This is a genomic window from Cohnella algarum (assembly GCF_016937515.1).
GTDB classification, from domain to species: Bacteria; Bacillota; Bacilli; order Paenibacillales; family Paenibacillaceae; genus Cohnella; species Cohnella algarum.
In genome coordinates, this window is record NZ_JAFHKM010000002.1 from 399,250 (window position 1) to 422,731 (window position 23,482).

The window sequence follows — 23,482 nt, forward strand, 5'->3', positions numbered from 1 at the left end:
GGTTGCGTCAAAGCCCGTACACGGTCCGCGCGGTCGACTCGATTTCCTGTGACATCCTGCGCTCGAGCTGCGCGATCATATCGTCGACGTCGACATCTTGGGTGATCGGGCCGGTCGTGACCTCGAGCGTCGGCGTCAGCGTGACAAAATTTTGAATCGCCTGCATCTCCGCCAAATCCCGCATGACCTTGAGGTCCTCGCTGGAAATGTCGACGGTGTCCTTGATCTTGCCGACCTCGCCCACTTTGCCGACCGAATCAATCGATCCCACGTTTTTGGCGAATTTGTCGAAATCGTATTTCGAATCCTCTTCCGCGGCTTCTCTTGCGGCCTTCTCCGCCTCTTCCCTTGCACGTTTAGCTGCGCGGTTGTCCAGCATGTCCTGTACCTTCAATTCCCGTTCGGCGGCTTTTTGGGCCGCGCTCGCGCGCATTTCGGCAACCTTCTCTTCGCCGGCCTGCTTAATGGCTTCAGCCTCAGCTGCTGCCTTCGCCGCGAATCCTAACGATTCGACGGCCTTTAATTCGACGCCCGGAATCGTGTTAAGCTTCTCAATCAGCCAGTTAATGCCGTCGATGACCCCGTTGACGAGATCCTCCATAATCTGCAACGACTCTGCTTTTGCCCATAGAAAAGCATTAATGATTCCGTTGCCGACGATTTGAAAAAAGATCGGAACCTGGTCAAAGAAATTGAGAATCGTATTCCAGACCCTCATGAGCCCGGCCGCGAATTGATCGTTGGTCTGCCACAACTTGATGAGCCAAACGATGAGCCCCGCGATGACCGTGATCAAAAACACCATCACGTTGGCACGCTGAGCTGCGTTAAGCCCCAGCCACGCAGTACGCAGGCCAAACACGGCGGCCGTCTGTGCAAAGGTAGCCGCGGTCGTGATGCCGGATTGCACGGCCAGCACGCCCTGCATGATCGCTTGACGCTGCGTCATAATCAACCAGGCCAACATCGCCGCGGTGATCCCCCACAAAATAGGCTCAATCGTCGGCCAGTTGGTCGACATAAAACCGTAAACGTTGGACGCCGCAGTCAGGAGCCAGTTCGCCGCGTCCGCTGCCGTGCCGAACGCCGATTTAATCCCGGCCACAAACTGCTGGCCAGTTGGGCTATTGAGCATGCTATTAATCCGCTCGATGACCGGGCCGAATTCCTGCAAGGCGGAATTACCGATTTCATTGGCGACATCCCCGAAGGTCTTCGGCATCGTTTCCAGCTTTGCGTTGATGTCGTCAGCCGCCGAAAACATGGCCCCTTTGATGATGTCAGCCGTGATCGTCCCTTCCGCCGACATCTCCTTGAGATCCCCCATCGACTTGCCCGTAAAATCAGCAATCGCCTGGGCGAGCATGGGGGCGTTTTCCATGATCGATCGAAACTCGTCGCCCTGCAACCGGCCCGCGGCCATCGCTTGCGAGAGCTGGTACATGCCGGCCTGCTGCTCCATCGTGGACGCCCCGCTGACCCGGAATGATTTTTGCATGAGCTCCGCAAACGCGACGAGCTCCTCGTTGCTTCGAAAAGCATCCCGGGCGAGTGTCCCCATCCGTCCGATTACGCCCGCCATGTCGCTGTAGCTTCCGCGGGCACGGTCGGCAGCCTCGAAGATGTCTTGCTGCAGCTCCTTGGTGGTCTGCAACCCGTCGTTGATGAGCTCGATCCGGGCGAGCGAGTTGATAAAATCGTCGCTGACCTGCGTCGCGGCTTGGAATCCGCGTACCGCCATGCCGATCAGTTCGAAGGCAAAATAGATCGATCCGAGCGTTTCGACCCAGCCGCTCAGCGCACTTCTTCCGGAGCGTACATTCTGGTTGATGCGGCTCTGCTGGTTGGCCGCCTGGCTAAGGTGATGATTGGTCTGGTTGAGGGTCTGATTGATCTGCACGTAATTGTTGTTGATGACCTGCGTGACGCGGACAACCTGCTGATTGAGCTGCAACATCCTCTGCTGGTTATGGACAGTGTTCGCAGGTACGGTTAACGCCGTGCTGCTTCCCCCTGTACCGGTCGCTCCGTGTGCCGTTGTGCTCGGTGTACGATTCCGCATCGTTTGATTGAGACGAGCGATGGATGATGTAAATTTATCCACGCGATTCGTTGTCAAATCAATCATCCTCGCCAAATCGCCCCACGAGGTCAGCACTCGGTTCTGCGGATTGACCTGATCGACGCTGCTTGTTGCTCCAATATCAATCACCTGATTGCTCGGGTCAGGTACCGGAGCCGCGGGAACGGATGGTCCTCTTGCGCCCGTGCCCCCCATCACGCGGTTAACGCGCTCCGCGGAGGCGATCAGCCTATCCATGCGTTCGTTGATGCGGTCTATCGTTCCCGACATGGAATCCATCATCCGCAACGTGGTGGATATGGTCGGCATCTATGCTCCTCCCTCCGCGGCTATTTTTTGCTTAACTTTTTCTCCGCTTCGACCCGTTCGTCGATGGCCGCCATGACAAACGCCCGTTCTTCGCGCGGGAGAGAAAAAAATTCGTTTGGCCATTTGTGAAACTTATGGAGGGCGTAGTAGGCGTAATTCGCCTCCGCGTCGCCCTCCCGGATCAGTTTTTTGCTTCTTCGACCAGGTCAGCCATGTCGATGTCGAAGCCGCTGAGCTTTTGAATTTCGTTGACAAGCGTCGTAACCTCGCCGGCGAGAAGAACGCGCTCGACGTATTCCTCCGGCGTATCGCACCCCAACTTTTGCAGGCTCGCCGCGTCTTTGAACGACGGCTCCAACGTGTGGCCAATCACGACGGAAAGGTTAAAGGCACCCGCGTCGAACTCCGATTTGCGCCCTTTGACTCGCGTATGGCGCTTGCGAAGATCGTCGAACACCTTATTCGTCATGGCCTTGATCCGGAATTTCAAAGGGTTACCGTCCTGGTCCTTGAAGCGCGGGGAGACGACGACTTCCTCCGTCAGGTTGTCGACCGGGTTGGCGTTAAGGAAATCCTGAAGAGAGCTGGACATGATCTTATTCCTCCTGAAAAAGGGCGCCTATTAAGCGCCCGTAATGGTATTGAACTGATCTTTAATGTCGTAATCGCTGAATGTAAACGGCATTTCTTCCTCTAGCATGTCGTCCGACGTTGCATCGAACCGCGCCGCGATGACGCTGTCGAGGTTGCAGTTTTTGAGGAAAACGGTCTGCTTGCCCGTCGAGCTGCCGGGCTGCTCGTTGGTGACCATCAGATCAAACCAAAAATCCTGCCCAGTCTGAATGTACTGGCGCATGAGCTGCCGGAATTTCGATGTGACGTAATAGACCGTCAGCGTGCCGCTGCCCGACCATCCGGCCGAGCGCTGCGGCGTGTTGGTTTTGCCGAGGATCGGTACGTCGACTTTGTTTTTCTCGATCGTTGCTTCGAGCGATCGAGCGTAAAACAGCTCCTCGACTTGGCCGTCGATCGTGGCATAGGCTTTGGCGTGCTTGCCGCTGATTGCGTCGCTTTCCCGGAAAAAAGCCATGAGAGAATCCCTCCTTTGTTTATACGGCGGTTAGCCCGGCGGTTAACTCTTTGAAGGAACGACAACCCCTTTTATATCGACTGTACAGAGTCTTATCCAGTATTCCCGTACGTCTCGACAACTCGGCTAAAGTGATCAACTCCCCATTCACTTCAACTCGAATGTTATTCCTTCTATTGCTTTGTTGATCAGCAATAGAAATCCACTTGCAATTATCCGGGGCGTAGTTTCCATTCACATTTTTTCTTTCCAGAGTCAGTTGCCCATCATATCCGGTCTGCAATGCCCATTCTTTAAAAGATTCGTAATCATCCCATTCTGCACAAACTCGAATACCTCTACCGCCGTAGTCCTTATATGCGGCTGTTTTAGGATTCTGGCAGCGGGATTTCATTGCCGCCCACACTCGGTACAATTTTGCGGACGCATCTCCGTGCTTGAACATGGCCCCTTTTCCAATTAAAGAGGCTGCCTCACGTTGGAGACAGCCGCATGATTGAGCATATATTTTCCCCATTCCCCTGATGACTTTTTTATTCCCGCATTCGCATCGGCAATCCCACATTGGCTGATTGTGCTTATTCTTACCATGGTATTGGAGTACCGTCAGTTTACCAAATTTCATACCGGTGAGGTCAGCAAAGTCACTCCGCATTATCATCCCTCCGAGCTGGTGATTACACGATCTCGACGGTCATGTAAATTTTCTCGATGCTGTCGACCGGCTGGATCGACAGCTCGATAACGACGGCATCGGCGTCGATCCCCTGGGCGACGGAGATGTCGCTCTGGCTGTCGAAGTTTTGGATCGCGCCGGCCCCCTGCAGAGCCAGCAAGTAGTTGACGATCTCCGCCTCGAGCAGCGCGCGTCCGTCATCGTCGTTGCCGACCTTGCCGACGTAAAACGTCTCGAAGATGCGCTTGACGTCGTTGGCAATGCTGTCAAGCACGCGAACGACGCGGTTTTTGCTGAACGGTCGGCCTCGGTCCGGTGTGAAGCTGGTCAGCGTATTGATGTCCTGCTCGATCACCGCAGTACCGTTGACGGCCGTAATCACCAGCTCGCCGTTTTGGAGCGCGGCGATCGTCTCGCTGTTGGTGAGGCGCGGGAACGCATCGACCGCGTTGGGAATGGCCGTATACGTCAGCGATTGGTTGACGTCTGCGGCCGCCTCCATCGCCGCGATCTCCCAGAGGATAAACTCGGGAGGAACGTTAAGTCCGTCCGTCGTGACGATCCCGTTACGCAGGCTGATGACGCCCTCATAATCGGCCGTCGGGTAATCGACCAGGACCGCTTGAACCTTCTTCCCTTCTTCTTCACGCTGCCGGCGCACGTACGCCGCGGCGAGCTGCTTGCTCGTGGCATCCGTAAGCGGGACGCCCAGCACGTTAAACTGGTACGCCTCAAACGCGCTGAGAGCGGCGGAAAAGTCGGCGCCGCTGGCCGTTCCCTCGGTTCCGCCCGTGAGCGGTACGCCGGCCGTGACCGCAGGGGCGCCGCTGCCGGACCAATCGATAAACGCCGAAGGCTGAAGCTCTTCAATCTCGGCGACCGTCTGCCGATCGACCTCCTCGCCTTCTAGGTATGTCACGACATCATACTTGCTGGAATCGTCAATATTGACCTGCACCGCAACCTGCAGATCGTTCCCACGCGTCCCGCCCCATTTGGCCGTCGCGGTCAGCGTATCCACCGACGCGGTCGCTTTGGCGGCCCCGGTCCCGCCAAGCCGGAACAACAGCACCGTGCGGGCATGGCTCACGGCCGCCGAAACGTGCCGGATCCTCGCATCGGTCGCCCGGAAGCCGATCAGCTCGAGCGACTTGTCCATGTATTCGGACGCCTCGATCACGATCACCTTGGCGGGGTCGCCCCACGGCAGCGGGGCCGGGAATGCGACGATGCCGCGCTCGCCCAGCGATCCGAGCGGCTGCGGTCGGCTCTTGAAATTGATGTAAACGCCCGTGCGCACTTTATTTTGCGCCGTCCATGTTCCTCCACTCACTTACAACACTCTCCTTTTCAGGTACGCCTGCAGAGCCTTGTCGGCCTCGGCGTCCGTGTAGGTCTTGCCATCCTCCAGCACCGCGACGAAGATATCCCGCTGCGCCGGCGTGTACTTGCGCGCCGCCAGAAACTGCGCCTTGGTATATGCCGGTTCCGGCGGCGTAACCGGTAAGGATTCCGCGGCCGCCGCGGGCATGGCCGGCTTTTCAGTCTTCCTCGAGCTCAAAGACGTACACCTCCTGTATCAATTCCTGCATCTTCGGAGCTTCCGGTTCCCTTATCCAAACGATGAATGAAAGAGAAAAGAAGAAATGAAGCACCTCATCCACGATTTCAAAGTGCATGCCCCGCGCCGGCCACGGGCGCCCGCCGATTGTGATCCACTCGAGGGCTGACGTGAGCCGCTCGGCCTTGTCGTACATGTCCTCGTTGGCGCGCTCCGGCGAGAAGTACCGGACCACGAACGGCATGTCGCGGCGGTACCGGCGCCCCAGCTCCTGTGTATGGGCAGGCTCCAACAAGCGCACAAAAAAACGAGGCGGATCAAGGTTTTGCTTGATCTCCTCGTTTGCAATCGGGATGTCCGGGAACGCGGTGTCAAGGGCGGCGTTGACGGCGTAAATCACATCGTTGATCGTCACCTGCATGGCGTCACCCCAGAAATTTCTTCAAAAACTTTTCGAGCCTTTTTTCCATCAGGGCCGGCAGTTCCCGCTCAAGCTCCTGATTGGAGATCGTCAGCATAAAACTGCCTTCGACCCATCCCATATGATTGGCCGTCCGGTGCCCGTATTCCCGGTAAAGCGAATACTCGACCGGATTGATGACCTCGACCTCATAGCCGTCGGGAGTCTTCCGGATTTGCCCGATCGTCCATCTCCGCCGCAGCTCCCCGGTATCGACCGGAGTCCGCGGCACGACTTTGGCGAGCAGACGGCCCGCGATCTCCCGCACGCACTCTTCGATAAAGCCCGGCAGCGCACGCTCCAACTCTTTCAGATTGGACCCGAGTTTTCGCAGCTCGTCGAATTCAAATCGCCCCCATCTGGGCATCACAGCCACCTCATCCGGAGTCGATCGAGCCAGCGCTCGTACCAACGGGACGGCCGGCCCTCCGGCTCGACGTATCCCTCAATGTCCACGGCGATGATGTGCCGATGATGCATCATGTGGATCTCGGCATCATGGACAACGTGCCATGCCCAAACCTGATCTTTCCCGGGGCGCCGGAACCAGTCCATGAAGTTTTGTATCACCTCTGCATCGTCCACCGACAGGTACTGGGTAAACGATTCGCCGCCGACAAAATGGACTCGCAGGGTGATCTCCTGATTAACCGGTTTGATTGTATCGAGCATCAGGCCCACTCCTTGCGCTGCAGGCTGACCTCCTGATGAGTCGAGTACGGAAAGGGTTCACCGGCTTCGTACCGGCGCGTCACGGCTTCCCGCGTCACTTCCAAGAGGTCACCCTGCCGGATCTCCACCTCCGGCGCCACGAATAACTTGGTTTCGTACTGGATGTCGTTCTGCGCCTCGGTCTGGCCGTTTTTGCCGAGACCGGTCTGCGAGATCCGGCAAGGCTGATCTGCTAAGATGATTTGGGGGATCTGCATCGTCGATTTGGTCACCGGGTCCTTGACGGGCTCGTACCGATAAAGCGTCATCCGATCCGTGTAAAACCGTTCGATTTCCCGGCGGTGCCGCCTGATGTTGATCATCGGCTCCACCTCATTCGGCGGTACCGATGCAGGTCGAACCGATAGTTGAACACGACATCATCGATCGCCTTTTTCGCCGTGTTGGACAGGCCGCCACCGGATCCGCCCCCGCCGGAGACGGAAGTGTCGCCGATCTTGACGTTCACGCCGCCCCCGCCGACCGAGCCGGCGATCTCCTCGTCATTCGGCTGATCCACTCGAACCGCATCGACCGTCATCGAGGCCCAGACATAAAGGAGTCCATCGGGGATGGTGGAGATGTTGCACCAGTGCTTGATCCGCTCCCCGATCTCCATGATGTACGTGCCGACAAGGTTTTTCTTCTCATCGGAGATTGCCCCAAGCCGGATCTTAACGATCGGCCATACGTCCGCAGCGTCGATCATTCGCCCTCGCCGCCTTCCGCTTGCGCTTCCTCCGCTGGTTCGACGTATTCGACGGGGAGCGGATTGCTTTGGGAAACGTAAACGAACTGTTTTTTGTCCTCGTCCCAATATTGCACGGCCATCCCTCCTTATGCCTTGAGCGCCGCGACCACAGCGTTGAGTAACGTGGCCACAGTGGAGAGCTCAGCAGCATTAGGGTCCGCGATCGGCGTCAATGCTGTGATCTCGGCCTTGTTTTTAGTGCGCTCGTTGATTGCCCCGGCCAGCACAGCGGCCGTGATGGCCCGGGCTGTCGTCGCCGTCCCGGCAGTCGCCTCGGTTGCGGTCAAGGCGGTCAGGTTCTGGCTACTCGTGCCGGCACCGATTGCGGTGCGAGCAGCGGCTGCGTCGGCTGCGGTCAATACGGATCGGCCGACCACGCTCGCATCGGAAATGTCAGCGGCCGCCGGCGTCCAGTTGCCCGCCTTGGCCGTCAACGACGTTGAACCGATTGTTGGCGGAAAAGTGCTGGGCTTCCCGGTAATTCCTGCCCACGGCGCGGCGTCCGCTGTTGCCGCAGACGGCGCCTTGGTACCAGAAGCGAGCTTCGCCGTCGTGACGGAGCCATCCGCGAGCTTCGCCGTTGTAATGCTGCCGTCCGGGATCGTTACGGCTCCGCCGTTGCCCGTCATCGGCAGCGGTTTGCTTTTACGCACGTACCTCCAACGCTTTTCATCATCGTCCCAAAAACGCGACATCAGCCCACCTCCGCCGCCCTGACGACTTTTGCACGCTTCAGCTCATCGAATACGGCCGGGGCCAGCTCCACGATCTGTCCGGCCTGGTATCGGGTACGGTTATGCTTGCAGTACACGACGAAAACCGCCTTTACGGTCTCCGGCTGCTTCGCCTCAGGCGGTTGCGCCGGCGGCTGCTGAGTCGTTTGTTCGCCTGCCTCGGGGGCTTGCCCCAGCTGTTCGGAGGTGGCAGTTGCCGCTTCCTTATTGCCTCTTGGTGCCATATTGATCGCTCCTTTCGGAAAAATAGAGGGGCGACACCCCTCTTATGCCACTTTGGCGATAAATACCGTGTCCATCGTTTCGAACGACGGAAGCACGATTTCGGAAACGATCGTTTCCACATTGACCGGATGAGGCTCCTTGATCGTCGTGATCGCAACGCCCGTATTGACGATCTGCACCTCGGCCGCCGTCGCGCCGGCCATCAGGTCAGCTTCTTCCGGCGTCGTGCCGTACCACGTATTGCCCAGGTTGCCGGCCGGAATGAGGGTGAAGAAGTCATCCGGGAAGAATTGATGCGTGCTACCGTCCTGCAGGGCGTACATTTTGTTGTACACCGCAACCGAAATTTGAAGCTTGTTCCGCAGGTACTCGTGCAGCAGCGCATCGGTCATGATGATGTTTTGGCCGCCGATCGGATTCATGTCGAGACGGATCGACGGATGCTGCATCAGATAGCCCCACGTCTTTTCCGTGCAGATCGCCCGGGCCAGCGTTGCCCCCGTGTCCCCGTTAATAATCCGTTTCCAGCGCTGGATATCCTCGATCGGCGTGCTGTCCGGATCCGTCCATACAGCGGTACCCGTCAGCGTCTCCATGTGCGACTGCGCGAAGTGGTAGTCATAGTCATAATCCTGCCGGTTGTCCGTGATTTCGATTTTCCCGGTCGAGAGCAGCTGCATGATCATCCGCTCCGGGATGACCTGCGCGCCGTTGACGAGGTTTGCCGCATCATCGAAGATTTGCGTGATCAGCGGCATGACATACTGGTCGTTGCTGCTCTCCATAAGACGCAGCAGGTCTTGTCGATCCTTTTCCCCAATACGCATCGCTTCGCGGAAGAACGGCATCTCCGTCTCAATCTTCGAGATCCCGATGCGGTCCCGCAGCGTCGCTTTGGCGTCGAATGCCGACGGCCGGAGCGCTACCGGCAGCCCGCGGGAGCCTTTGATCCAAGCCAGGTCAAGGCCCAGCTTCTTGCGCGCCGGGAACAGCGTCGCGCCCAGGTACGGGATTTGGTTGCTCGGGTTGGTGGTCACATACGAGGCGATTGCCCGGGCGTTGATCAGGTCAAAAATATTAGGCATGTTGTCAGTCTCCTTCCCGCCGATTAGGCGATAAACTTGATTTGATTGAGCGCGGCAACAGCATCAGCCGTCGGCGCTTCCGGCAGCTTGGCCCGATCGATAAACCCGTGAATCAGCAGCGCGCCCGGCGCCGGTCCGAACGTCACGTCAACGTCGTTGAAAAGCACGCCCTCCGCGTTCGCGTCGTTGGACTTGACGGCCAACACCGTCGGGTCATTGATAACACCGCCGCCCATGATCGTGCCCGCCGGGACGATCTTTTTGCCGTCCGGGCCCGCCGTCACGCCGGCGTCGCTAACCGTGATGGCCAGGTTGACGTAATGGTCCGGGAACTTGAGGATCTGTTTCCGGTTGCCGTAGTCCGTTTGCACAAACTTGCTCATGTGAGATCAGCCTCCAAAATAAGATTTTTGCGCATCAGCGGTGGCCGCGTTTTGTTTGGCAAAATCGGCGATCCGCTTGCCAAACTCAGCAGCATCGTCTTTCCCGCCACCGCCGCCGCTGGGGTTGCCGCCTTCCGGAGGCTTCGCCCCGCGGAATTGGAACGAGCTGCCTTTGTCGTTGCCTTCCGGGACAAACAAAAAAGCCTTGTCCTTCTGCAAGCCCTTCAGTTGATCGTCAAGCCCCGCCTTCACATTGCCGGCGTCGTCCAGCTCGATTTTCGTTTTGTCGATCAAGCCGGCAACGATATCCGGATCGTGCGCTTTGCCGGCGAGCGCCAGCTTGAGCGCGGTGTTCAGGCGCAGGTCCTTGACTTCGGCCTCGTATTTCTCCTTCGCCGTCTTGTTCTCACCCTGCAGCTTTTCGATCTGCTGCTTCAGCGACTCGGCGTCGCCGCTGGACTTCTTCAGATCCTCGAGCTGTTTGTCCCGGTCGGACACTTCTTTCTCAGCTTTCTTGCGGGCATCGACGACATCGTTGTACTGCGTCTTGGGCACAAAGTGCTTCGGCAGCTCCTTGGCCACTTCGGTGTCGATCTTGTCCACCTCAGATTCCGCGACGCCCAGCTTTTTCAAAAGCTCCTTCAGCCAATCCATCTATCATCAGCCTCCATAGATTTTTATAGCTGCTCTCCAGCTACGGGAGTCGGCCGCTATACTCCGGCCGGCGAGTACGCCTAGTTTAGAGCCATGCGACAGGGCAAAAGAAAAAGGCCCGGGAATCACTCCGCGCCCTCACCGCTTTCCACCAAAGGTTGATATTCCGCCGAGAATTCGGCTTCGATCATCTTGGTCAGCTTGCCTGTATCGTCTTTGACCAGATAATCTCCGACACCTGCAACGACGACATCGTACGTCCCGCGGATCACACGCAACGTAACCGCACCGCTCGACGAGTAATCGATCGATATCGATAAGCCCGTGAATGCAATGATCTCGGCGATATGGGCTGCGTCCGCTCCTTGAAATTGGATCGCATCAACATAAAGGAGCTTCTGATAGCGTTGAGCTGACAAATTCATCATCACCTCACTTTTTGGCCAACAAAAAAGCACCCTCGCTTGTGCGGGAGTGCTTACGGCTTCGGCAATTGTAACTTCTCACGGGTCTGTTTCTCAATTAGTTCGCGGAACTTTTCGTATGCCGGAAGGAACTCCTCCGGTGCGTCGGGCTTGATATGGACCGTTCCTTTTCCGAAGTAGACCCACGGCATCAGCTCCATTGGTACGACGGGCAACGTCACAGCCTCACCTCCTGAAATTTACGCTTCAGAATACGTAAGATTTCCCGAGCCAGCGCCCGGGGATTGTCGGTCCCGACTGCTTCTGCGACTGCCTCGGCCAACGTTTCCGCTGCCATTACCGTCGCGTAGCCGCTGAGATACTGCCGGATGATCTCTTCTGTGTTTGGAAGACCAAGGGCCTGCAGGGCCTCCGCGACAATTTCGAGCGAAAGAACGTTACGGTTAATCCGGGTAAATGCGATCCGTATCTCGTCTGCATCCATATCGGTGCCTGGCCACACCCCTAACAGCTGCAAGGCGTGCGCATATTCGGCTAAATGGCCGAACTCATGGATGATCACTGAAAGAGGATTAGATCCGGGCGGCCAATGCTGTGAATCAACGGATGCCTTGATTATATCACCGATATCAGCCGGATTGTAGTAATACACGGACACTTCCAACCTGGACTCCACGGTGTTTCCAACGGCATACAAACCTGCCTGCGCCACAAATTCTTCTGTATTTGACACAGATAATTTTTTCGTGAAACCTTTGAGTCCAGGAAACTCAGTAAGCGCGATACCGATGGCTCTGTTAATGTCATTCGCGCTATCCAAGTGCATCCCCGTATAGTTGACTTCTTCGAAACCCAACTCCCGTTTGGCGTACTCCTCAGCCTCATCGAGCGTTTTGGCTGGGGAGAACGGTTCGGCCTGGCGTACCTGCGGCGGAGTGACCGGCTTCGGCGTTTCCGGATCCGGCGCATCGCTTGCGTTCCGCGGCGCGTGCTTCCGCTCCCACTCCGCGTACGTCATATTGCCGGGCACCATGTATGTCTTGCCGCCGCCGTCCCGCGCCGCGCGCTCGCCGGGTGCCGCGTCCTCGTAATACGGGATTGTCGTCGAGCGGCAGTACACATGCAGCGGCGGGTAATTGACCCCCGCCTGCGCTTCGCTGACCGGAATGACCTCGCCGTCCATCCGGCGGCATTGATCCGAGGTGCGTTTGTCGAGCGTCGCGACGAATTTGTATCGTTCGACGCCCAACTCCTTGTACGCGTCGAGCCGAGATTGCCCGGAAAAATAAGCGGACTCCGTACGGATGAGACGCTCGGCATCGCGCCGGTGCACGCCCATGCGATCGGCAAAATCGGAAATCACCCGGTCCGACGGCTCGCCGCGGATCAGGTCCTGCGTCAGGATCTTCTGCAGCTCGGCGACCAGTTTCGTCCGGTCCGCCCAGATCCGGGCCGAGAAGTTGCTACCGTCCGGTGCCCACGGCTTGGCGAGCACCTTGTCGATCTGGCGGTCATCCAGCGCTGCAAACGAGGAGCCAACGCCAGCACCCTTCTGCAGCTCATATATGGACCGGTAATAGCTGTCCTTGTAGATGTCACCCAAGGTGGCCGTCGTGCCCTTCTGCCGCTTGGCCGCCAATTGCTCGATCTCGTTCCGGAGATGAGTCTGCAACTCCTCCAGCCGGGTGATGTGCACTTTGGCGCTGGCGTTCTCAAGCTCTTTCATCCACCGCTGGTCGACCGCGTTCTCGCGACCGGCCTTGATGTACTCCTCGACGGTCCATTTAAATTCACGGAGCTCGTTGGCCTTGAGGAGCTTGCGGGCCTCGGCCATGCTGACGTTGTTGTTCTTGGCGAGCCGTGCGTACCAGGTCTCGGTCTGCTTCTGGATCTTCGCGAGGGCCTTTTCGTACTCCTCGTTCTGCGTCCGGATGTACTCCTCGCCCTTGGCCAGCATCGCCTCGTTGAGATCGTCCATCCGCTTTGCCCAGTATGCTTCCGACCTCATCCGCTGTCAGCCCCGGGCGCCGGTGGGCCTCCCTCAGGCGGCGTATTGGGAGGGAGGCCGCCGTAATTCCTCTGCTCCTCCTCGCGCTGTTCCTTAATCCGATCCAGTTCGGCCAGCACATCCTTAACCCACGGATGCTGCGCGACGAGCGTCTCGTCCGAAAGGATGCCGACGCTATCTTTAATTGCCGTGATAATAGCGGATTCGTCGATCGGCATGTCACGGTTAAAGATAAACTCGACTTCTTCGCCGCTGTAATCGATGCCGGTCGTGTTGTACAAATGCGCGTCGATAAACCAGCGCACCTGCTCGAGTGACGCCTGAAACTCAGTCTCCATGAGCGATGCGTCCATGTCCAGGTCAGAATACAGAAAGCGGAGTGCCACCCCAGAAGGCGCGCTGCCAATATCCACGCCCTGCGTGTCCACTCCGCGGCCAAACTCGTAAATATCCTTCCGGTTTTGCTCCTGATGGTTTTTGTACGCCTCGGTGTCGATCTCAATGTTGATCGAGTCGACCCCGCCGTCATCAGAAACAAAAGCAACCCGGTACCGCGAAATATTTTTCCGGAATTCCGCCGCATCCGTGCCGTCGTAATTTTCAACGACGTAAATGCTGTTCGGCAGGTCCTCCAGGTTGTTCGAGTTGTCCGACTTATTCCGGTCGTAGTCGTCGACGAGGGTTTTAATCAATTCAACGAGTGGCTGCTCCTCCTCGTTGTACTTCCAGGCGATAAACGGGACGCGTTCCCAGTTCATACCTTGTTCCTTTCCGTCCTTGACGACGGTAAAGTGCGCTCCAACTGCGCCGGCCTCAACGTCAGGAATAAAGCCTGTCCCGTCCGCAACGTAACGGCGGACGCCGCTTGTGTCCCACCATTCGACTTTGCGGACCGTCTTGCGCTGCAACCCCTCGTAAACGGTAACCTCGTAATCGCGAATGACGGCGTCCAGGATTGTATGCGCCTCGTCCGCCCAAAGCGGGATGATTTCCAAGCTGTTCATCAGCTTAAACAACAGCCGCCCGGAATCGTCATAATAGGGATGCCACCACGCGATTCCGGAATTGATTGCCGCTTTCCCGGTAGACTGCAGACGCCGCATCATGGCGCTGTCGAATATTTCGTTCAGCTTTTCGAGATACCCCTCGTTGTCCGCCTGGATACTCATCGGCTTCCCGAGCAAATATCCAACCTTTTGGTCGACCAGCTTGCGCGTAAAACCGTTCGCCAGCCGGTTGTCCGCGAGATTCGTCGCGATCTCACGGGCGCCCGACTCGCCGATCGTCTTCCGGTGCCGGTCCAAAATGTCCGGCTTGTTGCGATAGTAGCGGACTCCGATCTCCATCCATTTTCGTTTGTCGGAATTTTGCCACTCGCCGATTTCGAGCTGCATGATCTGCTCGATCGTCGCAGCCGTTTTAGCGCCGCGGATGATGATTTCTTCAATCTCCTGCTGTTCCTGTCCGGGCCAAAACAACATGTTTCTCCCTCCTTCCTATTTGGCATCCGGGAAGTAGACGCCGCGCTTACGTTTGACAACGCTGCGAACGAAATAGCGATCGCCGTCCATCTGGTGGTCGTTATCCTTGACCGGCTTGTCCTCGCCGCGCTGTGCGGCCTTCTCGTCCCAAACGTAGGACGAATATTCGCGAAACGTCTCCTGGCAGCAGTCGTTGTATTTGATCAGACCCTCGACGAGCGAGGAAGCGACGTCCCGGATCCCGTTGATCACGTCGTTGTCGGCCTTGATTACCCGCAGCCCGCCGCGCTTTTTGACCGCCGTAATGAAAGAAGCCGCCGAGGGGTCAATGATCACACCCCGAACCGACAGCTTCCCAACAAACTCGATCAAATCGTCGCAGTATTCCTCGTCCGTCTTTTGGCGGCTTTTGGCTCGGCCGTCGTAATGATACTCCTTGACCTTGTACCAGACGCCCTTGTGCAGGCCCCAGAGTCCGAACGTCATCGGGTTTTGTGTACCGTAGTCGCAGCTCACATAGTATTGCTGGTAGGGCCGATCCTCTGTCCGTACGACATGCTTGCCGCCAACTTCTGGGTCGAACATGTCGTAAATTAGGCCCTCTGCCATCACCCACAACCCGAGGATGTATCGCTTGAAGAAGATCCCGCTGTACATCCGCCGGTAGCGTTCTTTCACGCGCTCCGATAGCGACGGATTGTCGTCCATCGTGAAATGGAGATGCAAGGCGTGCTTCTGGCGGAGCTGGTCGAGCCATTCGAGCTTGAACCAGTGGTAGGGCCCTGCAGGGTTACAGTTGAACCAAAGCTTCGCCCCGTCCACCGAACACCGCGCCGTCGCCTGATTGACGAAGCTTTTTGGCATCAGCGCGACCTCGTCGAAAAACATGCCAGCCAGCGTGATCCCTTGGATGAGATCCTGAGAACGTTCGTCCTTTCCGCCAAAAAGATAAAAGTCGTTGATCTTACCGCCCCGGATGACCGTCAGGAAGTTCTCCGAGCGGTGATCTTCGACCTGGTATCCTCTGCCGATGAGCATTTGCTTCAGCGGCCCAATGACGTTACGGCGAAGCGCGCCGATCGTCTTGCCGGCCATCCCAAGCTGCTGCCCGTTAAACGTCTCCATCGCCCATACGATAAAACTGAACGACATTGACGCGGTTTTCCCGGCGCGCACCGAGCCGTCGCAGATCAGTGCATCCTTGTCATGATGCGGGCTTTCCGGCATCCACCAAGTAAGCACTTGGAACTGTTTGGCGCTGAACGGCTGCCATCGGAAGGTCGGTTTAATTCTCCGGATCGTCCGATTCGCCATACCCAACGCCCTCCTTGCACGGACATTTGTACATAATCCGGTATTTTGTGAACATGTCTTGCAATCAAAACTTGAAAATCGGCCGAAAATGGCCGATATCGATCATTTCACTTCCGTGGAACATTACGAAAAACGGAGACAAACACAAAAAAGCCGAACTCGCAAATGCTCGTTCTAGCTCTCGTTTTCGCTATCATCCGTTTCCGTGTTTTCAGTGTTCCAAACCTCGGCCGCTTTGCCTCTCAACGCCTCGATAAAGCCGTCATCCTGCGTCTTATCGTCGTCATTTGTGAGCGCCTTGACCTCGGCCTGCAGCTTCTGGAGACGCAAACGCTGTTCTTCGGTGGCCAAATCGCTTCGGCATAGCTCATCGTATTGCCGAATCAGCCCTTGCAAGGTAGCCATCGCCCGGCTCTGCGCTTGCAGGAAAGTCGCCTGCTTATCCCAAGCCTGCTGCACTTCCCACTTCTCGCCGATAACATTGCCGTCCTTATATTCGACGCGTTCAATCGTCTTGTCGTCCCGGTCTTTAACATACATGATCTGCTGCGCCCGGACGATAGCCGTGTACTGGATTACAATGTTCTCCCAGAGGATGTCTATCGGGCTACGCATTGTCAAGCCCTCGGCGATTGCCAGGGCGTCCGCAGGCAAGTGCTTGCGGAAAAAGCCATGCGTCACGGCATTGCTGTTTCCCTTTGGCGCGGCCCCGCCTCGATTCCCTGCTGCGTTTCGGTTTCCGTCGGGTGCACCCGTACGTTTTGTGTGCACACTTTTATTCGAGTGTGCACCCCCAGTGCGGTTCCATCCTTGCCGCTGTTTCCACGACTTGACCGTGTTAATCGTAACGCCGTATTTCTTCGCGATGTCCTTATATTTCATCCCGGACAAATAGTCCTGTTCGGCCGACTTATGCACCGCCTCCATGTCGCATGATCACCACCTCCAGCGTTATGTTTGTTTTGCTGTCCGATTGGGCCGGCGAAGGATCAAGTGCCGATTCTCGACATGCTGATCAGCATGACAATCGTTACACAACGTCATCCCGTTTTCATCAACGATCCTTAACTCGGGGAACTCAGCCCAGGATGCCAAATGATGCGCCTCCAAGTTCTCTGTAGATCCGCATAAAACACATCGATGGCCATCCCGCCGAAGCACCCGTTTCCGCCAAGCTCGAACCTCGGAACTGTTCCGATCAACCACTTGACCCAGAATACGGTATCCGACAATCTCGCGCCATTCCGGTAAGAAGTAATCTAACAGCGATGCGCACGCCATCTTCTGGATGAAATGGGCGTTTTCGTCCCGAATGATTTCAACGCACCGAAGGCATAATGCCTTTGCTTCGTCTGTCAGTTGCGCTGGCCTTCGAAGGTTTCCATACATGCCGACATATCGACCAAGCTTTCTAAGCGCATTGAGCTTATGAATCAAAGCATGCTCAAATGAACGGCGCTGTCTCGTTGTCATTGGCACCCGCATCGCCTCCTTCCGGGCAAAATAAAAAGCACCCGAAGGTGCTTAGTACGATTCGTTCACGACCCATTCAGCCTTGGCGTCATCGGTTTTATAGAACGACAGTAGTTGACTCATTGCACTACGCAATGCTTCTTCGATGGTCGATCCGTCGTTTCGCGAAGAAATATAGGGACCGGCTTGTGTTGACCCATGGTAGAAATGACTTGTTGAGGATACATATCCGCCGCGCTTATCTTTTTTGACTTTTATCTTCACGCGTTGGTAACCGATCCAAACTTCCCACTCCCCGACGATTTCGTAAACGTCTATTACTTGCTTATACTCTTCAAGTAGTTCCATGTATTGGGTCATTATCATCCCTCCCGACTCTATCATACAGCATCTTCCATCTTTCGCCAATGTATGATAGAATAGGGGCAAATCCGAAAGCATCGGTCGAAAAGCCCCGTAGCGAAGCACGCTCGGGGTTTTTTGTTGTTTAACAAAGCCGCCACCCCGCGGCGCACGGGATAGCGGCAAGTCACGCGCGCGATCTAATGGGTTCCGAACTCCCACCTCCTCGCATGACAGCCAAAATACAAAGAGGCCGCCCGCATTGGCGACCTCTACACTTTGGCACAGTACCATTTTAGCATGGGTTGACACGGCTGAAAAGCACTCGTCCGTGCCAACTTTGTGCCATCATCGTGCCAGTAGTTTATACTCCCTTTCGGCCTCGCTCATCCGCCTCCAAAATGTGCGGACGGAGACATTCATTTCGTTCCGGAGTTCACCGGCACTCTTACCGTCAACATAGACTGACCGCAAAAGGGTAGCGTACTCCGGCTTGTATGCTTCGAGGGCTTCTAAAACAGAATCTATGTGCGCGATTTCCGCTTTGAGGTCCTGAAACTCGGCCACCCGTTCAAGCACATCGTCGATATCATCCCGCAGATCCCAACCGCGGGCCGCGATCACCTTGCGGATCGCCTCGCGAATCTGCCGCAGCTCCTCGTCGTCATCCGGATCAGCTCCGCGGTTCGGCACGGCCGCCAGCTGCGCCCGGGTCCCCGCCGGGTACTTGGTCAGATATGCGTGTGCCGTCGTCTCCAACCGCTGCTCGCGGCTCGACAGGTACAGATAGCTTGGCAAGCGCCGCAGCTTCCGATGCAGCTCCTGCAGGTGATCGTCCTCATTAAGCCGGCTGACGGTAATGCCGGCGCCGACGCTGTATTTCGACAGCACCCGAAGACGGGCTTGCTTTTGCCGATATTGGGTCAAACGATCAATCGCCTGCTGTTCGTTCATCGTTGTCCACCTCGCTGATTGATCTTGTAGCCTTGCACGTTCGCGCGTTATACGCCGCCTTCCGCGGGCTTATCCGCTCGGAAAAAATTGCCGAACCGGTCCTGTTCCGGCACCCCGTCAGAACCAACAATACCGGCGGCTGGCCGCACCTGTAGAACATTTCCGCACTCGTGGCACTCCGTCGTTGTGTCCGTCAGCTTGATATACTGGTTGCCTTGATGCTTGCACCCGGGATTCTGGCACCAGTATCGGGTTCGGTAATATGCAACACCGTTCTTGTACTTGATTCCGGTCTCGTACCATTCCGGACGTTCAGGCTCCATCCGCTGTCCTGCCTGCAGCGGTCCTGGCCCGTTCATCTCCCGGCAATAGCCAAAAAATGCGGCGACCGTGTACTTCTGGACATCCTCCGTCGGGTCAAAAAGCCGAAGACGGTCCTTGCCGTCCGAATGCGCAATTTCAATTCGAATTTCCACGAGAACTCCTCCTCTGGTTGTATACTTCCTCGAGCCATTCGGTCATCATGATCATTTGCTTGATCGCCAGCCGATGGTCCTGATATTTCCGGCATATGTGCCCGGCGGAATCCGCCACCCACGCCCAAAACTCCGCGCTTTCCATCCCGTGCCGTGTGGCCGCCACATTGGCCTCACCGATCCACGCCAGCACGTCCGCAAAGAACGCCTTGTAGTCCATCGCCTACAGCTCCTCGATCCTGACGTAGATGCCCGGCAGCTTGGCCCAGAACTTCTCGATGATCTCGCTGGCGACGATGGCGTCATCCTTCCAGAATCCCAAATCGGTCATGATATCGAACGGCAGCTTGTTCAGATTGTGCGTGTCGGGCTTCGTTGTCTTCCACTCGCCGTCGTAATGATTGCTACCCTCCGGGATGGGGAACAGCCATTTGACGATCACCCGCAGCGCTCCCGTGTATTTTTTCGCCGGCACATGCTTCCCGAGGTGAGTTGTCAGCTTCGCCCGGGCCGCCTTCAGGTCGTCGGGCTCGTAGAAGATCGGTTTGCCGTTCTGGCATGAAACCTGCTTTTCTTGATGCGTCGCGGTCGGCGGCTTCATGGGCATGAAGAATTCAGTCGTCATCGCGTTCACCTTCGAGCATCTCTTCCCAGTCATAGACCAACTGTCGGAGATAGCTGGGGGCTTCATCGCTGCTGAATAATTCCTTGCGATCGAGGACGAACTTGACTTGAAACACTTCGTTACCCGTGTTCTTGCTCTTGTACCACACACCGAATTGCAATTTTCCGGCCTTATCAAAGCATCGCATGAAGTACGTTCCAAACTTGATAGTTTCGGCTGGTTCATTTTCCCAATATTTGTTATCGTATTTCTTCGCCATTTTTTTCTTCCTCTCTCTTTCTCGCGCGGGAGACTGTTGTGCTGAGAAGGGGTTGCCGCTCTCCTGCGGCGGCAACCTTCTCTCAGTCTTACAGACTTACATAGTCATAAACATAATTACTACGGGCGCGCGTTATATTTTTATATAATATAAGGCGATGAACCACCGATGTTTTTGCGGCAATGACCATGATTTTATGGTGCTCGCCGTTCGGCAATAACCATAAAAAGTATGATTGTTGCCGCTCGGCATCATGTACGTTGATCATGTTCGTTGCCGTTCGGCAATACATCGGCAATCGGCATCAATCATGATCGTTGCCGTTGTCATCGTCCGACTTGACAATGACATTTCCGTTGTTTCGGTCGATTTTGAAACCGTATTTTGAGACCCAGCTTCGAATTGTCCGTTCAGGAACTTCCTTGCCTGTCGACGAGAACCAGTCTTGCAGGTCCTTTACGGTCGGCGGCTCGCCCATATTGCAGTTCGCCACCGCGTCTTCGAACTCCTCGGCCTTACTTCGGCGCTGCTCCTTCGCCTTCTCCTTCCGCTTGCCGGCTGCCCGTTGCCACGCCGGCGCCTCTCCCTCCGGCTCGATGTCTTTCAGGCTGCCGACGTCGTCCACGCGGTGGACTGGATAGGCGAACCACATATTGACTGGCCTGAATTTGGCATACTCCCGCAGTGTGCCCTCTACACGCCATGCAGAACGATTGCGCACCGCCTCCAGGACGCGCTGAATCTCCTCCTGGGCGGCCGCCTGCTCCGTGTTGTAGATCGCCCGCCGTGCATGCTCCTCCATCGCCTTTGCGCTGAGCTCGTCGTCCTGCGACACCGATTGTTCCAAATATTGCGGGTTGTGCTGCTGGAAGTAGCGCTTGTACACGGCGCAAATCGCCTTGTTTTCTTCCTGCTTGAGCAGCGCCTCTGTCACCTCGAGCTCGACGAGGTCGATCAGCGCGTCCGGATCCCGGGCGAAGACGCCGCTGCCGCTGGCCCGGTCCATCGACTTCTTACCGCCCTGGGCGCCCTTGCTGTGATGGTGGCAGTAAATGACCGACGCGCCCAACTCGGTCGCGATCTTGTCAAACTGGTTCGTAAAGTGGGCCATCTGGTCGGCACTGTTCTCGTCGCCAGTCAGCACCTTGTAAATCGGGTCGATGATGACGGCAATGTACCCCTTCTTGGCCGCACGCCGGATCAGCTTCGGCGCCAGTTTGTCCATCGGGACAGACTTGCCGCGTAGGTTCCAGATATCGATATTGGCGATGTTCCGCGGCGGCAGCCCAAGCGCCCGGTATACGTCCTTGAAGCGATGCAGCGCGCTGGCCCGGTCCAGCTCGAGATTGACGTAGAGGACCTTGCCCTGTGTGCATTGCCACGCCAGCCATTTGACACCCTCTGCGATGGCGATGGAAAGCTCAATCAGCGCGAACGACTTGCCAGCCTTCGATGGCCCGGCCATGAGCATTTTATGACCCTGCCGCAGCACGCCCTCGATGAGCGGCGGCGCCAGCTCCGGCATGTTGTCCCAGGTGTCGGTCAGGCTTTCCGGATCCGGGAGATCGTCGTTGACTCCCTCGATCCACTCGTGCCATTCCGCCCAGCTCGCCTTTCCGATATTACGGTCAACGATGAACTGCTTCTTGCCGTTCCGCACGACACCAGGCATGCGCGACAGTCGCGATGGATTGCGGTTCTGCTTGTCAATGGTGATCCCGTTGCGGTTACAGACGTTGTACAGATAGTCGACACGCTTGCGGTATTCGTCATAGTTGGGCGCCTCGATACGCACGATGGCGTGGAGACTCTTCCCGCCGCTATAGACAAGGACGGCGATCGGCAGCTCCAGCTCCCGCATGATGGCGTGCTGCTTCTCGATGTCCATCGTGTCGGACTCGACGAGCGCATAACGGAATTCGGTCACGTTTTCGTTCTTGACGCCCTTGCCGTCGAGCGGATTGAAGCGGATCCAGGCGCCCGCCTCCGGGTTGTAGTCGCCCAGGACCGCCCCAATGTCGCCGTTGCATTCGTTCAGGCGTTGAATCAGCTCGCCGGCTGTCCGGTCCCATGCGCCTTTCGTCGGCTTGTATTTCCCATCCTCGTCTTGCCACGAATCGACGACATAACCGACGTTCTCGGCCGCCTCGAACAGCGTCTCGAGGTACGTGGCCAACTGCTGCACTGGGTTCCAGACGGCTGGCTCGTGGATCTCCTTGCCTTCGATCCAATTGCGGTCAACGACGACATAATCGCCGGCGATCTCGTCGTCCCAGCCGAGTTCGTGGTGATCCCGTTCATCGCGGCCGCCCCGCGGCGTCCAGCCGGCGTCTTTGGCCATCTGCGTGATCGTCGCGCCGGTTACCGGGTTTGTCGATCCCTCGAACGTGGTCCACTTTTTGAAGCACTCGCCAGGGTGATAACGTCCCGGGTCACGCTTGCTCCAGTTGTCCCAGTCTGCTGCGGTATAGCCCTCGTATTTGAGGGCCATGCCGACGTTGATCCATTCTTGGTAGCTCAGATGGGTTGGGTCGATGTAATCTAGCAAAGTGATGAGGTCAAGTTTGTGCTCCATGTTCAAACCCCGCACATCCCCTCACATTCATTCAAAAAACCGTCATCGAACCAGTCCATTTGATCTTCCTGTAAATCCACTTGGTCAAGTGGCACACATGAACGATGCAGAAATACTTGACCTCGAAACCGTTTCAGTTTGCGGATCTCGTAGTCGATAAACACAGCTTCTTCCCATGCTTCCAGATCGTTTCGCTTGATCTCCAACCAGAGACGGTCGTCGTGATAAGGACATCCGATGCAGCTTGACTTCGGAGGTATCGGATATCCATGACGTGTCAGCCAAGACACACAACCGACCCTACTCATCCCGATTTCAATCAATGGCCATCTGTGCGTAATCCACGGTGTTCTGGACGGTTTGATGCGCTGAATCTCATCCGTCGATATCCCGATCCATTCGGTGATCTGTTCTTTCACTCGTTGGCGCGGTTTATAACCGAGTTGAGCGCGTATCTCTTTGACGATCTGCTCAATCTTGTATTCTTTCGTGCACTGCCGCTTCATCATCGACACCGTCCCATCCGCGTTCTTCACGAAAAACGGGATGTTTGCGAATCGAACGGTGTCTTTGAACTTGATGTCGCCTTCAACAGCAGCGAGCAGATCATCGCGGATGTTTCCTTTGCTCGTCTCGATGATCGGAATACCGAATTCATCAGCCTTTCCTTTCAGCCATTTCAGATGCTGGTATACCTTCCTTGGCTCCCAACCGGTGTCTGCAAAAACCGCGAAGTCCGGTTTCGGTCCGATCTCCCCATGTCCGGCCATGAGAAACAAGGTTGTACTCTGCACGCCTGCCCCGAGGCTGATAACATGCGTTGTCATG

The 23,482-nt window shown here is 56.6% G+C and carries 31 protein-coding genes; all 31 read right to left on the minus strand.

All coding sequences use genetic code 11. The annotated features are described in order from the left end of the window. Positions 1–7: 7 nt before the first annotated feature. Positions 8–2,392, minus strand: coding sequence for a tape measure protein (locus JW799_RS01900; protein ID WP_240353124.1), 2,385 nt, complete (start codon positions 2,390–2,392; stop codon positions 8–10). Positions 2,393–2,573: 181 nt separating this feature from the next. Beyond that, a complete protein-coding gene (locus JW799_RS01905; protein ID WP_205428460.1) occupies positions 2,574–2,984 on the minus strand; it encodes a phage tail assembly chaperone in 411 nt (136 codons plus the stop codon). A 30-nt stretch (positions 2,985–3,014) separates the two neighbouring features. After that, positions 3,015–3,482 carry a phage tail tube protein gene (locus tag JW799_RS01910; protein ID WP_205428462.1) on the minus strand — a complete coding sequence of 156 codons (468 nt, stop codon included), beginning with the start codon at positions 3,480–3,482 and terminating at the stop codon, positions 3,015–3,017. A 19-nt stretch (positions 3,483–3,501) separates the two neighbouring features. After that, a complete protein-coding gene (locus JW799_RS01915; protein WP_205428464.1) occupies positions 3,502–4,137 on the minus strand; it encodes a hypothetical protein in 636 nt (211 codons plus the stop codon). A 22-nt stretch (positions 4,138–4,159) separates the two neighbouring features. After that, positions 4,160–5,491, minus strand: a complete 1,332-nt coding sequence (locus tag JW799_RS01920; protein ID WP_205428466.1) for a phage tail sheath subtilisin-like domain-containing protein — start codon at positions 5,489–5,491, stop codon at positions 4,160–4,162. Beyond that, the gene (locus JW799_RS01925) at positions 5,492–5,719 is read right to left on the minus strand and encodes a hypothetical protein (protein WP_240353125.1); all 228 of its coding nucleotides are present in this window, start codon (positions 5,717–5,719) and stop codon (positions 5,492–5,494) included. Further along, on the minus strand, positions 5,700–6,140 hold the full coding sequence (locus JW799_RS01930; protein WP_205428468.1) for a phage tail terminator family protein: 441 nt from the start codon (positions 6,138–6,140) through the stop codon (positions 5,700–5,702). Before JW799_RS01930 ends, JW799_RS01925 begins: the two co-directional genes overlap by 20 nt. 4 nt (positions 6,141–6,144) lie before the next feature. After that, positions 6,145–6,546 carry an HK97 gp10 family phage protein gene (locus JW799_RS01935; RefSeq protein WP_205428470.1) on the minus strand — a complete coding sequence of 134 codons (402 nt, stop codon included), beginning with the start codon at positions 6,544–6,546 and terminating at the stop codon, positions 6,145–6,147. Beyond that, positions 6,546–6,851, minus strand: coding sequence for a hypothetical protein (locus JW799_RS01940; RefSeq protein ID WP_205428472.1), 306 nt, complete (start codon positions 6,849–6,851; stop codon positions 6,546–6,548). Before JW799_RS01940 ends, JW799_RS01935 begins: the two co-directional genes overlap by 1 nt. After that, on the minus strand, positions 6,851–7,213 hold the full coding sequence (locus JW799_RS01945) for an ABC transporter ATP-binding protein (protein ID WP_205428475.1): 363 nt from the start codon (positions 7,211–7,213) through the stop codon (positions 6,851–6,853). The genes JW799_RS01940 and JW799_RS01945 overlap by 1 nt, the downstream gene beginning before the upstream one ends. Continuing rightward, positions 7,210–7,599 (minus strand): DNA-packaging protein, encoded by a 390-nt coding sequence (locus JW799_RS01950; protein WP_240353126.1) that lies wholly within the window; start codon positions 7,597–7,599, stop codon positions 7,210–7,212. Before JW799_RS01950 ends, JW799_RS01945 begins: the two co-directional genes overlap by 4 nt. 128 nt (positions 7,600–7,727) lie before the next feature. Beyond that, on the minus strand, positions 7,728–8,336 hold the full coding sequence (locus JW799_RS01955; RefSeq protein WP_205428477.1) for a hypothetical protein: 609 nt from the start codon (positions 8,334–8,336) through the stop codon (positions 7,728–7,730). Continuing rightward, complete coding sequence (locus JW799_RS01960) at positions 8,336–8,599, minus strand: DUF7210 family protein (protein WP_205428479.1); 264 nt, start codon at positions 8,597–8,599, stop codon at positions 8,336–8,338. The genes JW799_RS01955 and JW799_RS01960 overlap by 1 nt, the downstream gene beginning before the upstream one ends. A gap of 42 nt (positions 8,600–8,641) precedes the next feature. Beyond that, a complete protein-coding gene (locus JW799_RS01965; RefSeq protein WP_205428482.1) occupies positions 8,642–9,685 on the minus strand; it encodes a major capsid protein in 1,044 nt (347 codons plus the stop codon). A gap of 23 nt (positions 9,686–9,708) precedes the next feature. Then, on the minus strand, positions 9,709–10,068 hold the full coding sequence (locus JW799_RS01970) for a hypothetical protein (RefSeq protein WP_205428484.1): 360 nt from the start codon (positions 10,066–10,068) through the stop codon (positions 9,709–9,711). Positions 10,069–10,074: 6 nt separating this feature from the next. Beyond that, positions 10,075–10,722 (minus strand): phage scaffolding protein, encoded by a 648-nt coding sequence (locus JW799_RS01975; RefSeq protein WP_205428487.1) that lies wholly within the window; start codon positions 10,720–10,722, stop codon positions 10,075–10,077. Positions 10,723–10,847: 125 nt separating this feature from the next. Beyond that, positions 10,848–11,141, minus strand: a complete 294-nt coding sequence (locus tag JW799_RS01980; protein ID WP_205428489.1) for a hypothetical protein — start codon at positions 11,139–11,141, stop codon at positions 10,848–10,850. A gap of 59 nt (positions 11,142–11,200) precedes the next feature. Then, positions 11,201–11,368, minus strand: coding sequence for a hypothetical protein (locus JW799_RS01985; RefSeq protein WP_205428491.1), 168 nt, complete (start codon positions 11,366–11,368; stop codon positions 11,201–11,203). Next, positions 11,365–13,155 (minus strand): minor capsid protein, encoded by a 1,791-nt coding sequence (locus JW799_RS01990; protein ID WP_205428494.1) that lies wholly within the window; start codon positions 13,153–13,155, stop codon positions 11,365–11,367. The genes JW799_RS01985 and JW799_RS01990 overlap by 4 nt, the downstream gene beginning before the upstream one ends. After that, positions 13,152–14,636: a phage portal protein gene (locus JW799_RS01995; RefSeq protein WP_205428496.1), complete on the minus strand. Its 1,485-nt coding sequence runs from the start codon at positions 14,634–14,636 to the stop codon at positions 13,152–13,154. Before JW799_RS01995 ends, JW799_RS01990 begins: the two co-directional genes overlap by 4 nt. Before the next feature lie 15 nt (positions 14,637–14,651). After that, positions 14,652–15,950 carry a PBSX family phage terminase large subunit gene (locus tag JW799_RS02000; RefSeq protein WP_205428499.1) on the minus strand — a complete coding sequence of 433 codons (1,299 nt, stop codon included), beginning with the start codon at positions 15,948–15,950 and terminating at the stop codon, positions 14,652–14,654. 174 nt (positions 15,951–16,124) lie between these two features. Further along, complete coding sequence (terS, locus tag JW799_RS02005; protein WP_205428501.1) at positions 16,125–16,877, minus strand: phage terminase small subunit; 753 nt, start codon at positions 16,875–16,877, stop codon at positions 16,125–16,127. 24 nt (positions 16,878–16,901) lie between these two features. Further along, on the minus strand, positions 16,902–17,435 hold the full coding sequence (locus JW799_RS29910) for an HNH endonuclease (RefSeq protein WP_420830596.1): 534 nt from the start codon (positions 17,433–17,435) through the stop codon (positions 16,902–16,904). Positions 17,436–17,474: 39 nt separating this feature from the next. After that, positions 17,475–17,783 (minus strand): hypothetical protein, encoded by a 309-nt coding sequence (locus tag JW799_RS02015; protein WP_205428506.1) that lies wholly within the window; start codon positions 17,781–17,783, stop codon positions 17,475–17,477. Positions 17,784–18,113: 330 nt separating this feature from the next. Further along, positions 18,114–18,719, minus strand: a complete 606-nt coding sequence (locus JW799_RS02020; RefSeq protein ID WP_205428508.1) for an ECF-type sigma factor — start codon at positions 18,717–18,719, stop codon at positions 18,114–18,116. 47 nt (positions 18,720–18,766) lie between these two features. Then, complete coding sequence (locus tag JW799_RS02025) at positions 18,767–19,195, minus strand: hypothetical protein (protein WP_205428510.1); 429 nt, start codon at positions 19,193–19,195, stop codon at positions 18,767–18,769. Further along, positions 19,179–19,415 (minus strand): hypothetical protein, encoded by a 237-nt coding sequence (locus JW799_RS02030; RefSeq protein WP_205428512.1) that lies wholly within the window; start codon positions 19,413–19,415, stop codon positions 19,179–19,181. The genes JW799_RS02025 and JW799_RS02030 overlap by 17 nt, the downstream gene beginning before the upstream one ends. Positions 19,416–19,418: 3 nt before the next feature. After that, on the minus strand, positions 19,419–19,820 hold the full coding sequence (locus tag JW799_RS02035) for a RusA family crossover junction endodeoxyribonuclease (protein WP_080833234.1): 402 nt from the start codon (positions 19,818–19,820) through the stop codon (positions 19,419–19,421). Then, on the minus strand, positions 19,810–20,079 hold the full coding sequence (locus tag JW799_RS02040; protein WP_080833236.1) for a hypothetical protein: 270 nt from the start codon (positions 20,077–20,079) through the stop codon (positions 19,810–19,812). Before JW799_RS02040 ends, JW799_RS02035 begins: the two co-directional genes overlap by 11 nt. Positions 20,080–20,383: 304 nt before the next feature. Next, on the minus strand, positions 20,384–22,654 hold the full coding sequence (locus tag JW799_RS02045; protein ID WP_205432783.1) for an AAA family ATPase: 2,271 nt from the start codon (positions 22,652–22,654) through the stop codon (positions 20,384–20,386). 2 nt (positions 22,655–22,656) lie between these two features. Next, on the minus strand, positions 22,657–23,481 hold the full coding sequence (locus JW799_RS02050) for a hypothetical protein (protein ID WP_205428514.1): 825 nt from the start codon (positions 23,479–23,481) through the stop codon (positions 22,657–22,659). Position 23,482 lies beyond the last annotated feature (1 nt).